Source organism: Allobosea sp. GW823-FHT01F03, assembly GCF_058798075.1.
In genome coordinates this window covers 5,092,479-5,107,500 of sequence record NZ_CM179505.1, presented here as the reverse complement: position 1 = coordinate 5,107,500, position 15,022 = coordinate 5,092,479, and the positions used below count along the sequence as shown (strand labels likewise).

Sequence of the window (15,022 nt, the reverse complement as noted above, 5' to 3'; positions counted from 1 at the left end):
CGCCGGAAAGCCGAGCGGCGTCGCCGCCAGGCTCTCCTCATAACGTCGGGCGAGACGCTCGCGCTGCGCGAGACGCGCATCGACACTGTCCAGCTGCGTCTCCAGCAACACGGCCAGAAGATCCGGAAGATTGGCTTTCGTCCCGAGCCGCGCCACATCCCAATGCTGGTAGCGCCCACCCGAGAAGCGTTGCGCCGCAGCGGCCGACATGCCGTGCAGCACCGCCTCCTTGAGGTTTGCGGCGAGCGCGCCATCCTGCGTGATCACGGCGCCGCCTTCGCCGCAAGTGACGTTCTTGGTGGCGTAGAAGGAGAAGATCGCGGCGTCGCTGTCCTGGCCGGGGCGACGCCCGCCGCGCCGGCCTTCGAAGCAGTGGGCGGCATCCTCGATGATCCGGATTCCTGCGGGCAGCGCGGCGCGCAGGGCTGGGATGTCGACCATCTGGCCATAGAGATGGACCGGGATCACGGCCCTGGTCCGCGACGTGACTGCGGCCCTGACCGATGCGATGTCGATCAGCAGTGTCGAGGGCTCGACATCGACGAAGACCGGCGTCGCGCCGACCTGTTTGACGACATTCGCCGTCGCCACGAAGGTCATCGCCGGCACGATCACCTCATCGCCCGGCCCGATTCCGAGGGCGAGCAGGACGGCCACCGCGCCTTGCGTCCAGCTGCTGGTCAACTTGGCGTGGGAAACCCCGAAAATGGCGCAGAGCTTGTCCTCGACCCGGGAGCAATACTGTCCGCTTGTCAGAAATCCGCTTTCGATGACTTCTGCCACCAGTGTCGCACTGCTCGCCGGCAATGAATGACGGTAAAACGGCACCCGCATGCTCGCCTCCCGACCGAGATTTTCAATTTTGAAGAGCGATGATCGAAATTTTAATCTGAAAGATGCATACGAAATAGGGTCATGGAAAATTGTAGAGATCAATCAAATAGATTTGATTTCTAACAACTCACAAGGATTATCTCGTAAATACATTTATGAATGGGGGAGTAACTCCTTTTTCCCATATTGGTCGGTGTGCCCGGCACGCTCCGACACACGATCCGTAATCGGCAGGCCGCGATAGAGCTCGCGCAGCGAGGCGGCGATCCCGGTCCAGTCGCCTATGGCCAGGGCGACACGATAGGCGTTTCCCGACAGGCGGCGCCATTGCGCCGGATCGATCGTCTCCGCGGCGTGCATCGCCTCCGCGACAGATTCGGCGCTGAGGCCTGCGATCGCAAACCCGCCGCCGCCCGCCTCGACCTGGCCGAGGAGCCCGGTTCCCTCCGAGAGGATGAGCGGCAGGCCCATGAGCCCGGCTTCCATCAGCGCCAGCGGCATATGGTCGAAGCGCGACGGCGCGACGTAGAAATCCCATTGGCTGGCCGCCTCGACCTTGTCCTGCCCGAAGCGTGGCCCCTCGATCGTGCAGACGTCGCCGATGCCGAGTGCGGCGCACATCTCGGTCAGTTGCTGATGTGTCTGTCCGCTGCCGAACAGCGCGAGCCTGCCCTTGCCGCCGGTATGGCGATAGCGCGCGAACCCGGCGATCAGCAGGTCGAGACCCTTGTGCTCGATCGCCAGGCGGCCGAAGAAGCCGAAGGTCGGGAAGGTGGCGGACGGGCTGCGATGGCGCGGCGCCTGCGGAATCCCGTCCAGGCGGCTCGAATAGACCGCATTGGGCAGCAGCGCGACCTTGGCGCCGGGCACCAGCCAGCGCACGACGTCGGCCTCGTGCGGGGTCAGGGCATGGACGAAGCGGGCCGCGTTCAGCGCAAAACGCTCGAGAAGCTTGATGTAGAGCACGGCCCTGGGGCGCTCCAGCTTGCCGTCCAGGCTGTAGATGTGGCCGAAGCGGCTATGGGCGGTGATGCCGAAAGGCAGACCGCGCCGGCGCATGGCGCGCGCGATCGGCAGGAGCAGCGGCTGCCGGACGCCGTGTATGTGATAGACGGTCGACGGGCCGCTCTCGGCGAGGATCGCCTCCAGCACGTCGCGGTCCAGCCCGATATGGCGCCCCAATACCCGCCGCCCCCGCAAGGGCAGAATCTGTGCCGGGATGCCTGACGGGACGTCCGGTGCCCGTCCCGGTGCGGTCAGGAAGATCAGGCGCGAACGATCTCCGGCATGGATCTGCTCGAGCGCGAGCTGTCGCCCGACCTGATGCAGCCCGTTTGCTGCCGATGGATGATCGTCCGCTTCGTCGAAGATCAGATGTCGAATGTCGAGGGGGCAATCCTGCAGACCACGTTCCGGAAACCCGCCATCCGAGCTCATTGCCACACCTGTTCTTGTCTGATCCCACGAATGGCGCCGCAAACCGTTGGAAGGCCGCGCCGGTTGAAGTCAGCCGCAATCGTCGGTGTTCGCGAGGCGCGGAGATAGTGCGCGGAAGGGGTAGTCAGAGTGGCGAGTATGCGTGCTGTGGCATCGTCGCCCTGAAGGTGGGAGCGCCTATCGGCTACCGGGCCGCCATGTCCAGGCGCGCGCCGATCCATCGCCCCGCCCGTTCCAGTGCCGCGAGGTCGACGCCGGTCGAGATACCTTTCGCTTCGAAATGCGCGACGAGGCGTTCGGTCGCCAGATTTCCGGCCGCGCCGGGGGCATAGGGGCAGCCGCCGGAGCCGCCGACCGAGCCGTCGAAGATCTGCAGGCCGAGCCGCCAGGCCATCTCGACATTGGCGATCGCCTGGCCCGAAGTGTCGTGGAAATGCCCGGCGAGCATCGCGGCCGGCGCGCGCCTCAGCGTTGCCTCGACCATCGCCTGCGTCCGCTCCGGCGTGCCGCGCCCCAGCGTGTCGGAGAGCGCGATCTCGCTGCAGCCGAGCGCCAGAAGCTCGGCCGAGACGATTGCGACCGCATCTGGCGCGATCTCCCCCTCATAGGGACAATCCAGCGCGCAGGAGACATAGCCGCGGACCGGCACTCCGGCGCGTTCCGCCAGCCTCATCACAGGCCGGAAGCGCGCAATGCTCTCGGCGATCGAGCAATTGGTGTTCTTCCGGCAGAAGCTTTCCGAGGCCGCCGTGAACACGGCGAGCGCCTGCGCGCCTGCGGCAAGCGCGGCCTCGGCTCCCTTCTCGTTCGGGACCAGGGCCGAATAGACGATACCCGGCCGGCGGGTGATGCCACGCATCACCGCCTCATGGTCGGCCATTTGCGGCACCCAGCGCGGCGAGACGAAGGCCGTCGCCTCGATGCGGGAGAGGCCGGCCTCCGTCAGCCTGCCGATCAAGGCGAGCTTGTCGGCGGTCGTGATCGGTGTCGTCTCGTTCTGCAGGCCGTCGCGCGGACCGACCTCGACGATGACGACCTCGCGCCCCGCCATCTCAGGCTCCGAGATAGGCCGAGCGGACGCGCTCGTCGCGTAGAAGCTCGGCGCCGGTGCCCTCCAGCGTGATCGTGCCGGTCTCGATGACATAGGCCCGGTCGGCCACGGCGAGCGCCTGATTGGCCATCTGCTCGACCAGGAGGATGGTCATGCCTTCCTCGCGCAGCCGGCGGATCACGGAAAAGACCTCGCGCACGATCAGCGGCGCGAGACCGAGCGAGGGTTCGTCGAGCAGAAGCAGCTTCGGCCGCGCCATCAGCGCGCGCGCGATCGCCAGCATCTGTTGTTCGCCGCCCGACAGCGTGCCGGCGAGCTGGTCCTGCCGCTCGGCGAGGCGCGGGAAGATGCCGAAATAGCGTTCGATGTCCGCGGCGATGCCGTCCTCGTCGCGGCGCGCATAGGCGCCGAGTACGAGATTGTCGCGCACGTTCTGGTCGCCGAAGACCATGCGTCCTTCCGGCGAATGGCCGATGCCGAGCCGGACGCATTCATGGCCCTTGATACCGGCGATGTCGCGCCCCTCGAAGCGGATCGCGCCGCTTGCGACCTTCACCAGCCCGCCGATCGCCCGCATCAGCGTCGACTTGCCGGCGCCGTTGCCGCCGATCAGCGTCACGACCTCGCCTTGCCCGACGGAAAGCGAGATGCCTTTCAGCGCCTCGACCGCGCCATAGCGGACCTTCAGCCCCTCGATCGCGAGCATGCTCATGCGGCCTCGTCCTCTTCGGCGCCGAGATAGGCGGCGACGACCTTGGGATCCCGGCGGATCGCCTCTGGCCGCCCCTCGGCGATCAGCGCGCCGTAGTCGAGCACCAGCACATGCTGGGAGATGCCCATGACGAGGTCCATGTGATGCTCGATCAGCAGCACGGTGACGCCGGCCTGCTGGATGCGCCGGATGACCTCGCCGAGCTCGTGCGTCTCCTGCGGGTTGAGCCCGGCCGCCGGCTCGTCGAGCAGGAGGAGTTTTGGCTGCGAGGCGAGGGCGCGGGCGATCTCGAGCCGCCGCTGCAGGCCATAGGGCAGGCTCTTCGCCGGCTCATGGGCGCGCTCGCCGAGACCGAGATCGGTCAGCAGCGCCAGGGCATCGGCCCGCGCCTTGGCCTCCGTCCGGCGGCTCGAGGGCAAGCCGAGCAGCGAGGCGGCAAAGCCGGTCTCGATGTGCAGATGCGCGCCGAGCAGGACGTTGTCGAGCGCCGAGAGTTCGCCGAACAGCTTCAGGTTCTGGAAGGTCCGCGCGATGCCGAGCCCAGCGACGCGGTGCGCGGCGAAGCCGACCGTCTCGCGCCCCTCGAAGCGGATCGAGCCGCCATCGGGCGCGACATGCCCGGAAAGCAGGTTGAGCAGGGTGGTCTTGCCGGCCCCGTTCGGGCCGATCAGCGCATGGACCTTGCCTGCGCTGATCGCGAAGGAGACATTGCGGACCGGCACGATGCCGCCATAGGCCTTGTAGAGATCCTTCACGACGAGAATCTCGCCGCTTGCCGGTGCTGACGAGGCTGCCGCCAGCGCACTGTGTCCGGAGTCCTCGGGCCTCGTCTCGGCGGGCTTCCGCCACCGTGCCGCGAGCCCGGAGACGGCGCCCGCGATGCCGTTCGGCATCAGATAGAGCGAGAACAGCAGCAGCGCGCCATAGGTGAAGTGCTGGAGTGCCGGCCAGCGCGCCAGCCAGGCGTCGAGCAGGGTCAGGATCACCGCGCCGAAGATCGGTCCGTAGAGCGAGCCCGAGCCGCCGAAGATCACCACCACCAGGAGCAGGATCGACAGGTTGAAGGTGATGAAGTCGGAGTTGAAATACTGGTTCTGCTGGGCGACCACGGCGCCGGCGAGCGCGCAGGTCACAGCTGAGATCACGAAGGCCAGCGTCTTGGCGCGGACCACGGAGATGCCGACCGATTGTGCCGCCGGCTCCGCCATCTGTACCGCCAGGAAGGCCCGGCCATAGCGGCCGGCGAGCAGCGAGCGCAGCATCAGATGCGTCGCGATGCACAGCGCCCCGACGAACCAGACCCAGTGCAGATTGGTGAAGCTGACTCCGCCGAGCGAGGGCGGGCTGATGCCGTAGAAGCCGGCCTGGCCCTTGAAGATATCGGTCCACTCAGTGACGATCTTCTCGACGACGATGCCGAAGCCGATCGTCACCATGGCCAGGCTCGGGCCCGAGACGCGCACCGAGGGCATCGCGATGACGAGGCCGAAGATCGCGCCGAAGAGACAGGCCAGCACCAGCGAAAGCCAGGGATTGATGCCCCATTCGATATTGGCGATCGCCGCCGTATAGGCGCCGACCGCGAAGAGCCCGGCATGGCCCAGCGATTTCTGCCCGGCATAGCCGACGAGCACGTTGAGGCCGGCGGCGGCGAGATAGTTCACCCCGATCGTGAACAGGATCTGCAGGTAGAAATCGTTGAGCGAGAGATAGGGCACGAGCGCCAGCGCCGCCGCGAGCGCCGCCACCCCGATGGCATGGGCGAGCGCCGGCATCAGATCTTCTCCACGCTGCGCGCGCCCATCAGCCCGCTCGGGCGGACGACCAGCACGATGATGATCAGCAGGAAGATGGTGATCTCGCGCATCTCGGCGCGCCACAATCCGACCAGCGCCTCGACCACGCCGAGCAGGAAGCCGCCGAGCATGCAGCCGCGCGGGCTGGTCAAGCCACCGACGATCGCGGCCGAGAAGGCCTTCAGCGCGACGCCGAGCCCGATGAAGACCGAGGCCGTGGTGATCGGCGCGATCAGGATGCCGGCGAGACCGGCCAAAGCCGAGGAGATCACGAAGGCGAGGATGACGATGGTCTCGACATTGATGCCGACGATTGCCGCCGCCTGCGGGTTGAAGGCGACGGCCCGCAGCGCCTTGCCGAAGCGGGTCTTGCGCAGGACGATGTCGAGCCCGACCATGACTGCGACCGCGACGACCGCGATCAGCACCTCCTGCGGCCGGATGCCGGCGCCTGCGATGCGCCAGACATCGCTGCCGAGCGGCGAGGGCACCGCGATCGAGGCCGGGCCCCAGATCGCCAGCGCGGTGTTCTGCATGATGATGCCGAAGCCGATCGTGCTCAGCACCCAGTTGAGCCCGCCGGCCCCGACGAAGGGCTTGATCGCGCAATAGTAGAGCGCGACGCCGATGGCGCCGACCACGACGACGCTGGCGATCGTCGCCAGCACATAGGCGGTCATCGTCATCTCGGCCTGGGTGAGATTGCCGAAATGCGGCTTGCCCGCCGCCAGCAGCAAGAGCGAGACGCCGACCAGGCTGCCCGGCACCAGGAAGGCGCCCTGGCCGAAATTGAAGGTCTTGGTCGTGGCGTAGGTGATGTTGAAGCCGAGCGCGATCAATCCGTAGATCGCGCCCAGCGCCAGACCGCTGGCCAGAGCCTGAAGAAATGCCGTCATCGTCTCTCCGCCACGACTCAGGTCGTTTGCGCCATCATTCTGAGCGGCCAGCGTCTGGAGTCGCCAGCCACCAATCCATTTCCACTCGCAAGCCGTCATGCTCGCCCCTGCGGCGAGCATCCACGTCTTGAACACCGCATGTGATCAGTGAAGCGAAGACGTGGATGGTCGGGACAAGCCCGACCATGACGGAAGGAGGCAGCTGAAAACCGCTCAGCGCTTCAGATCGGCCGCCGTCAGGCCCTTGACCACGGCGTCGTCGAGCTTGACCACGCGGCCATCCTTCCACTGCGCGAGATGGAAGTCGGCGACGCCGAGCGCCTCGTGCTGTTCCTTGCTGAAGGGCTTCTCGTATTTCTTGATGATGCCCTGCACCGCGCCGAGATTCTCCAGCGCCTGCTGGACCTTCGGCCCCTCGGTGCCGCCGGCCTGCTTGATCGCGGCGGCGATCAGCATCACCGCGTCATAGCCCTGCGCCGCCGAGACGAAGGCCGGCATGTTCGGATGCTTGGCCATCAGGCGCTTGTGCAGTGCCGCGGCGCGGTCGCTGGCGTCCTCGGTGGTCGACGCCGCGAAGATCGTCTTCTCGGCGAGCTTGGGCCCGGCGATGTTGATCAGCGGCGTGTTGATCGAGCCCCAGGTCGAGAGCAGGCCGGGATAGTAGTCCATCTTCTCCATGCTCTTCAGCACCTGCGCGGTGGCGTCCGCCAGCGAGCCGGTGATGATCATGTCCGCGCCGGCCGCCTTCAGCTTGGCGAGCTGCGAGGTCATGTCGGTGTCCTTCGGCCCGAATTTCTCGATGCCGACCGGCTTGATGCCGTGCAAAGCGAGGATCTCCTGAAGATCCTTGGTCGCCGCCTGGCCGTAGCCGGTGGTGTCGGCGATGATCGCGACGTTCTTGCTCTTCGAGGCCTTGACCGCATAGGCGGCGAGCAGAGCGAGCTGCTCGCGGTCGACCATCGAGACGCGGAAGATGTAATTCTGCGGCTCCTTGGCGTAGCGGGCGGTGATGTCTGTCGCGGTCGCGACATGCGAGACCACCGGCACCTTCTTCTGCTGCGGGATGTGCAGCCAGGCGAGCGCATTGCCGGAATTGGTCGGGCCGACGACGGCCGCGACCTTCTCGTTGTCGATCAGTTCGTTCATGTTCTGGATCGACTTCGGCGGCGCGCCGGCATCGTCGCGGACCACGCCGACGAGCTTGCGGCCGAGCACGCCGCCCTGCGCGTTGATATCCTCGATCGCCGCCTGGAAGCCGTAGAGGCCGGAGAGGCCGAGCTCGGCCGCGCCGGAGGCCGACTGGTCGGCATTGTAGCCGATCTTGATCTCGTTCTGGGCGAAGGCCGGCAGCGACAGCGCCATGCCGGTCGAGACCAGCAGGGCGCCGAGCGCGCGGCGGGAAATCAGGGTGTTCATGAGCGTTCCTCCGGTTTTCGTCCGCTTTATGCGGTTCTGTGGTGGGTGTCGAAGAGGGTAGGGAGCAGGATCAGCCGCCCTTGCGGCGCTCCGCCAGCAGTTCGCGGGCCCGGTCGACGCGGACATCGTGCGTGCGGGCGAGTTCGGCGGCGATCGTCTCGATCTCGGCGCCTTCGGCACCGGCGACGATGGCGATGTTACGGGCGTGCAGCGCCATATGGCCGCGCTGGATGCCTTCGGTCGCCAGCGCCCGAAGCGCGGCCATGTTCTGGGCGAGCCCGACCGCGACGGTGACCTCGGCCAGCTCCTGCGCGCTGGTGACGCCGAGCAAGCGAAGCGCCCATTGCGCCAGCGGATGGGTCTTGGTGGCGCCGCCGACCAGGCCGAGCGCCATCGGCATCTCGATCGAGCCGACGAGGTTGCCGTCCTTGTCCTCCTCCCAGGTCGTCAGCGAGGTGTAGCGGCCGCTGCGCGCGGCATAGGCATGGGCGCCGGCCTCGATGGCGCGCCAGTCATTGCCGGTCGCGACCACCACGGGGTCGATGCCGTTCATGATGCCCTTATTGTGGGTGGTGGCGCGGTAGGGGTCGATCGCCGCGAAGGTATAGGCGTCGAGCATGCCGTCGATCATGCGCCGGCCGGAGAATTCCTTGGTCCCCAGCGCCGCCTCGGGAATGCTGACGGTCGCCCGCGCCAGCCGGAGATCGGCGAGGTTCGACAGGATGCGCAGGCGCACCGTGCCGCCGGTGATGCGCTCGACGATCGGCGCGACCGTCTCGGCCATGGTGTTGACGGTGTTGGCGCCCATGGCGTCGCGGACATCGACCAGGAGGTGCATCACCACGATCGGCCCGCGCGGGGTCTGCGGGAAGACATGGACCTCGATGCCCTGGCAGCCGCCGCCGAGCGAGACCAGCACCTTGTCCTTGGCGTTGGCGGCGGCGACGATCTCGGCTTGCGCCGCCAGCAGCTTGTGGCGCGCGCCTTCGGGATCACCGATGCCGAGCAGCTGGACCTGCGCCCGCATGATCGGCCGGTCGCTCGAGGTGCGGAAGCCGCCGGAGCCGCGGGCGATCCGCGCCATATAGGAGGCGGCGGCGACGACCGAGGGTTCCTCGACCGCCATCGGGATGAGATAGTCCTTGCCGTTGACGGTGAAGTTGGTGGCGACGCCGAGCGGCAATTCGAAGGTGCCGACGACGTTCTCGATCATGCCATTGGCGAGATTGAGCGGCAGCCCGCCGGGCTGGGCGAGCAAGGCGAGGTCGGCATCGGCCAGGCCGGCAGCGGCGACGGCCTGGGACAGTCGCTCGGCGCAGCTCAGATTGCGATAGTTCTCGATCCGCGAATTCACTGCGCGCGCGGCGCCGCCGCGTGCCTGGGCCGTCGTCATGTCGTTTCCTCCCCAGCCGGGGTTTTTGCTGCGCCGCGTTGGAGATCGACGCTTCTTCGATTGACAAGCTCGGACAATCGCCTGAGAGCGACAAGGCACAATTTCTGCAATGTCCCATTCTCTGTACCAGTCGATTTACTGGTACAGATGCGAGGTCCGATGGACGAGCAGGCCGAAGCCAACCGCACCGGCGCGATCGTCGCGCGGATCGCCCGGATGATCGACGAGGGGCTGCTCCAGCCCGGGCGGCGCATGGCCTCGCTGCGGACTGCCGCCGGCGAACACGGCGTCTCGAAGAACACCATGGTCGAGGTCTATGATCGGCTCGTTGCCAGCGGCCGGCTCGAGGCCCGGCGTGGCGCCGGCTTCTATGTCCGCGCCCCCGGCCATCGTCCCAGCGACGCGCCTCCGCCTCACATGACCGAGGCGATCGACATTGTCTCGCTGCTGCGCGAGCAGCTTTGCCAGGTCCATCCGGTGCGCGTCGGCGACGGGCGCCCGCCATCCTCCTGGATGGAGGATTCCGAGCTCGGCCGGCATTTGCGCCTGCGCGGCGGCAAGGACGAGTTGCCAGTCAAGCACGGCTATGGCGATCCGGTCGGCTACGGGCCGCTACGCGCCCAGATCGGGCTGATGTTGGCCGAACGCTCGATCCATGTCTCGCCGGCCAACATCCTGATGACCTTCGGCGTCAACCACGCGCTCGACCTGATTATCCGCCATTTGCTGCAGCCCGGCGACACCGTGCTGGTCGACAGCCCCGGCTACTATCCGCTGTTCGGCAAGCTGAAGCTCGGGCGCATCGAGATCGCCGGCGTCCGGCGCCTTGCCGACGGGCCGGATCTCGACGATCTCTCAGCCCAGATCGCCCGGCACCGGCCAAAAATCTTCTTCACCCAGTCGCTGGCGCACAATCCGACCGGCGGCTCGATCGCCCTGCCGGTCGCCCATCGCCTGCTCCAGATCGCCGCCCATCACGACCTGATCATCGTCGAGGACGACCCCTTCGCCGATGTGATGCCGGCGAGTGCACCGCGGCTCGCCGCGCTCGATCAGCTCGAGCGCGTCATCTATGTCGGCACCTTCTCCAAGACGCTCTCGGCTAGCCTCAGGATCGGCTATATCGCCGCGGGCCCGGCGCTCGCCCGCTCGCTCGGCGACATGAAGATGCTGACCGTGGTCAACTCGTCCGGCTATCTCGAAAGGCTGATCAGCGACCTGATCGCCAGCGGCCAGTACCGCCATCATCTCAAGCGCCTGGGCGAGAGGATCGGCAAGGCGACACGCAGCGCCTTCGCCAGCCTCGACCGTCTCGGCCTGCCGATCTTCGCCCGCCAGGGCGGCGGCTATTATCTCTGGGTCGGTCTGCCCGCGCGGCTGGACGATCTCGCGCTGGCGCGCCGGGCCTCGGAGCAGGGCATCTTCATCGCGCCGGGCACGGTCTTCCTGCCCGATCGGCGCTCCGGCGAGCTCGATGCCGGTCCATCGGGCATGCGCGTCAACGTCGCCTATGCCGATGATCCCGCCTTCGTCGCCTTCCTCCAGAAGGAGCTAAGTGACTTTGCCGCGGCCGGTGTCGGCCTGGCTGAGCGGTCGTGAGGCGCACCAGCTCTACAAGCCCGACGCGCTTTCCGTGCTCGGCGACAAGCTGCCGGCGCCGGCAGCGCGCGCCTCGGTCGAGCATGGCCGCAGAGCCGAGCATGCATGCGATTGCGGCCGGGCCATTCAAGCGGGCCCGGCCAGCGCTCTTCGTCTAGTCGACGAATGCGTAGCGGGCTTCGAGTTCCTTGTAGAAATCGTGCTGCACCATCGCTTGCCGCTCGCGGAACGAGGCGACCATATGCTCCAGCTCGGCGGCGCTGCCGCTTTCGTGGAGCGCGGTGAGGACGTCGCGCATCGCTTTGACTGCGGCCTGCAAGGGCGCATTCGCATAGATGATGCCGGCGAAGCCCATCTCCTGCAGGCGCTCGCGCGGCAGAATCGGGGTCTTGCCGCCGATCACGAGATTGCAGATCTGCGGGCCGGGACATTCCGCGCCAATCCGCGCGAGGTCGGCCTCCGCCTGCGGAGCCTCGACGAAGAGCATGTCGGCGCCGGCCTCGTGGAACAGATGTGCCCGCTCGATCGCCGCTTCAATGCCGTCGGTCGCGATCGCATCGGTCCGGGCGAGGATCAGTGTGTCCTCTGATTTGCGGGCATCGACCGCCGCCTTGATCTTTCCGACCATCTCGCCGGCCGGGACCACCGCCTTGCCGTCGAAATGGCCGCAGCGTTTCGGGAAGACCTGGTCCTCCAGCTGGATCGCAGAGGCGCCCGCGCGCTCGAACATCTGCACCGTGCGGTAGACATTGACCCCGTTGCCGAAGCCGGTGTCCGCATCGGCGATGAGCGCGATCTCCACGGCGTCGCGAATGGCCCAGACATGGTCGGCCATCTCCTTCACGCAGATCAGGCCGACATCCGGCTTGCCCAGATGGGTGTTCGTTACGCCGGCTCCCGTCACCAACAGAACCCGATAGCCGGTTTCCTCGATCACCCGCGCGGTCAACGCATTCGCGGCGCCGGGAATGAGCTCCGCCGCGGCGGGAACGAGAATCGACTTCAGGGATGGGCGCATCGATCGCTCCTTTGGAAACCAGAATGTACCAGATCGCCCTTATTGCATACAATGAGGTTTAAACAAGGTGGATCCATAAGAGTTGACGGGTCTCAAATCTCAAAGTTACATACAATATAAATGGGAGGAGACATGACGACGACGGCACCGCGATGGCCGTGCGGTCTGTCGGTCGAGGGTGAGAGAATGGGCCTGCACAGCAACCAGCTAGAAACGTTGAACAGCGTTGTCCGCACGCTCCGGGTTTCCGGGCGCGACTATCGCTATGTGTCGCTCGCAGCGCTTCAGGAGATCATGCCGACGGCACGCATCGCGCAATTGCCAGTGTCGCTGAAGGTGCTGCTGGAAAACCTCCTGCGCAACATGCCGCGCGGCAGCGTGTCGACCGAGGATGTTGCGGCAGTGGCTCGCGGCGAAGAGGCCGGGGAGCGCGAGATCTGCTTCCATCCCGTGCGCGTGCTGATGCCGGATTCCTCGGGCATTCCCCTTCTCGCCGATCTCACGGCGATGCGGGAGGCCATGGTGAGGGCGGGGCGCAGCGGAGCCGGCGTCAATCCGATGATCCCGGTCGACATCGTCGTCGATCACTCGGCCACTGCGGAATTCGCCCGCAGCAGCACCGCCTTCGCACGCAATCTGGAGCTCGAATACCGGCTGAACGACGAGCGCTACAAGTTCCTCAAATGGGCGGCGACCGCCTATGAGAACTTCCGCGTCCTGCCTCCGGGCAGCGGCATCGTGCATCAGGTCAATCTGGAGTTCCTGGCGCGTCCGATCTGGAGCGAAGAGGCCGACGGCATTCTCTGGGCCTTTCCCGACACGCTGGTCGGCATGGACAGCCATACCCCGATGATCAACGGCATCGGCGTGCTCGGCTGGGGCGTCGGCGGCATCGAGGCCGGCTCGGCGATGCTCGCCGAGCCGATCACCATGCAGCTGCCGGAGGTCGTGGGCTGTCGTTTGACAGGCACTCTGCGCGAGGGCGTCACCAGTACCGATCTGGTGCTGACCGTCACGGAGCGCCTGCGCAAGGTCGGGGTCGTCGGCCGCCTCGTCGAGTTCACCGGCCCCGGCCTGACCGCATTGTCCGTTCCGGACCGCGCGACGCTCGCAAACATGGCGCCGGAATACGGGGCGACGATGGGCTTCAGCCCGATCGACGCCGAGACTATTCGCTATCTGCGTGAAAGCGGCAGGGCCGAAACCGACATCGCCCTGGCCGAAGCCTATGCCAAGGAGCAGGGGATGTGGGGGGGCGAGGATGCTCGCCGCGTCTACAGCCAGGTCATCGACATCGACCTCGCCGAGATCGAAACCTCGGTCTCCGGCCCCCGCCGCCCGCAGGATCGCCGGCGCCTTGCCGACGTTCCCGCGAGTTTCGGAGAGTTCTTCGATGGGCGGACGCGACCAGCCGCGCCCGCCCCCTCCGGCGGGGAAAAGCGGCCGCTCGCCGAAGGCGATGTGGTGATCGCCTCGATCACCTCCTGCACCAACACCTCGAATCCGTCCCTGCTGATTGCCGCCGGGCTTCTGGCGCGCAAGGCGAGGGCGCTCGGGCTCGAAGCCAAGCCCTGGGTCAAGACCTCACTCTCGCCCGGCTCCCGCATCGTCGCGGATTACCTCGCAGCTTCGGAGCTGCAGCCGGACCTCGATGCGATCGGTTTCAACATCGTCGGCTTCGGCTGCATGACCTGCGCCGGCGGGTCGGGCTCTCTGGCGCCCGAGATCGAAGCCGAGATCCGCGAGCGCAATCTCGTGGTCGCGGCCGTGCTTTCGGCCAACCGGAACTTCGAGGGGCGCACCCATCCGCTGGCACGCGCCGGCTATCTCTGCTCGCCGCCGCTCACCATCGCCTACGCGCTGGCCGGCAATGTCCTGGTCGACTTCGAGAAGGAGCCGCTGGGCCTCGGCACGGGCGGGCGCGAAATCTATCTGCGGGACATCTGGCCGGACGCACGGGAGATCGCGGACATCGTGTCCCGCCATGTCACCCCCGATCTGTTCGCGGCCCGCAAGGCCCGCCTGTTCGAGGGAGACGAATACTGGTCCCGGCTGGAGGCGCCGAGGGAAGAGCTGTTCCGGTGGGCGTCCGGAAGCACCTATCTGCGTCGGCCGCCCTTTTTCGATCCGGAGTTCGTGGACCGTCCCCGTGGAACGCCCGACATCCTGGGAGCACGAGCCTTGCTTGTCCTGGGCGACAGCATCACGACCGACCATATCTCGCCGGGTTCGGCGATCCCGGAGGACAGCGAGGCTGGACGCTATCTCAAATCCTGCGGCGTCGAGCCCCGGGACTTCAGCTCCTACATTGCGAGGCGCGTGAACCATGAAGTGATGATGCGCGGCACCTTCGCCAACCTGCGTCTCGTCAACGAGATGGCGCCGGGCCGCACCGGCGGGTTCACCCGCCTGCAGCCCAGCGGCGAGGAGATGTCCGTATTCGAAGCCTCGCGCCGCTATCGCGAAGCCGGCACGCCGCTGATCGTTGTCGCAGGCAGGGAATACGGCACCGGCTCCTCCCGCGACTGGGCGGCAAAGGGCACCCGGCTCCTGGGCGTGAACGCCGTTCTGGCCGAGAGCTTCGAACGCATTCATCGCTCCAATCTGGTGGGCATGGGCGTGCTGCCACTGGAATTCCGCCCTGGCGAAAGCCGCCATAGCTGGCAGCTGGACGGGACGGAAACCTACGACATGCGAGCCCTCGCAGAAGGGCTCAGGCCCAAGGCCGAGCTCCACATCACGGTTCACAGGACAAATCGAGAGAGCGTCGAGGTGCCGGTGATCTGCCGCATCGACACCGACCGCGAGCTCGAATGGTACCGCAATGGTGGCGTGTTGCAGCACGTCTTCCGGACGATCCGCAACTGAGC

At 66.7% G+C, this 15,022-nt stretch carries 11 protein-coding genes (1 of these 11 running past the window's edge); 2 read left to right on the top strand and 9 right to left on the bottom strand.

Features of this window, described 5'->3' with window-relative positions; translation table 11 throughout:
• From AC3RCC_RS24430 to AC3RCC_RS24395, 8 genes are all read right to left on the bottom strand, one after another.
• On the bottom strand, positions 1-936 hold the 5' portion of the coding sequence (locus AC3RCC_RS24430) for a DegT/DnrJ/EryC1/StrS family aminotransferase (RefSeq protein ID WP_492256881.1). 336 nt of this gene lie to the left of the window's left edge; only the first 936 of its 1,272 coding nucleotides appear in the window; it begins with the start codon at positions 934-936; its stop codon lies beyond the left edge, outside the window.
• A gap of 51 nt (positions 937-987) precedes the next feature.
• On the bottom strand, positions 988-2,271 hold the full coding sequence (locus AC3RCC_RS24425; protein ID WP_492256880.1) for a glycosyltransferase: 1,284 nt from the start codon (positions 2,269-2,271) through the stop codon (positions 988-990).
• A 184-nt stretch (positions 2,272-2,455) separates the two neighbouring features.
• Positions 2,456-3,322 carry a hydroxymethylglutaryl-CoA lyase gene (locus AC3RCC_RS24420; protein WP_492256879.1) on the bottom strand — a complete coding sequence of 289 codons (867 nt, stop codon included), beginning with the start codon at positions 3,320-3,322 and terminating at the stop codon, positions 2,456-2,458.
• A 1-nt stretch (position 3,323) separates the two neighbouring features.
• Positions 3,324-4,028, bottom strand: a complete 705-nt coding sequence (locus tag AC3RCC_RS24415) for an ABC transporter ATP-binding protein (RefSeq protein ID WP_291650692.1) — start codon at positions 4,026-4,028, stop codon at positions 3,324-3,326.
• A 2-nt stretch (positions 4,029-4,030) separates the two neighbouring features.
• A complete protein-coding gene (locus AC3RCC_RS24410) occupies positions 4,031-5,809 on the bottom strand; it encodes a branched-chain amino acid ABC transporter ATP-binding protein/permease (protein ID WP_492256878.1) in 1,779 nt (592 codons plus the stop codon).
• On the bottom strand, positions 5,809-6,726 hold the full coding sequence (locus AC3RCC_RS24405; RefSeq protein WP_291640011.1) for a branched-chain amino acid ABC transporter permease: 918 nt from the start codon (positions 6,724-6,726) through the stop codon (positions 5,809-5,811). Before AC3RCC_RS24405 ends, AC3RCC_RS24410 begins: the two co-directional genes overlap by 1 nt.
• Before the next feature lie 213 nt (positions 6,727-6,939).
• Complete coding sequence (locus AC3RCC_RS24400) at positions 6,940-8,142, bottom strand: ABC transporter substrate-binding protein (RefSeq protein ID WP_492256877.1); 1,203 nt, start codon at positions 8,140-8,142, stop codon at positions 6,940-6,942.
• Positions 8,143-8,212: 70 nt separating this feature from the next.
• On the bottom strand, positions 8,213-9,535 hold the full coding sequence (locus AC3RCC_RS24395) for a hydroxymethylglutaryl-CoA reductase, degradative (protein ID WP_492256876.1): 1,323 nt from the start codon (positions 9,533-9,535) through the stop codon (positions 8,213-8,215).
• Between the two features lie 159 nt (positions 9,536-9,694).
• Here AC3RCC_RS24395 and AC3RCC_RS24390 point away from each other — a divergent pair, with 159 nt between their 5' ends.
• Positions 9,695-11,134 (top strand): aminotransferase-like domain-containing protein, encoded by a 1,440-nt coding sequence (locus AC3RCC_RS24390; RefSeq protein WP_492256875.1) that lies wholly within the window; start codon positions 9,695-9,697, stop codon positions 11,132-11,134.
• Positions 11,135-11,288: 154 nt separating this feature from the next.
• On the opposite strand, the gene AC3RCC_RS24385 is transcribed toward AC3RCC_RS24390, so the two are convergent.
• Positions 11,289-12,152 carry an isocitrate lyase/PEP mutase family protein gene (locus AC3RCC_RS24385; RefSeq protein ID WP_492256874.1) on the bottom strand — a complete coding sequence of 288 codons (864 nt, stop codon included), beginning with the start codon at positions 12,150-12,152 and terminating at the stop codon, positions 11,289-11,291.
• A 186-nt stretch (positions 12,153-12,338) separates the two neighbouring features.
• On the opposite strand from AC3RCC_RS24385, the gene acnA reads away from it, so the two are divergent.
• Entirely contained in the window at positions 12,339-15,020 is a 2,682-nt protein-coding gene (gene acnA, locus AC3RCC_RS24380) for an aconitate hydratase AcnA (protein WP_492256873.1), read from the top strand.
• Positions 15,021-15,022 lie beyond the last annotated feature (2 nt).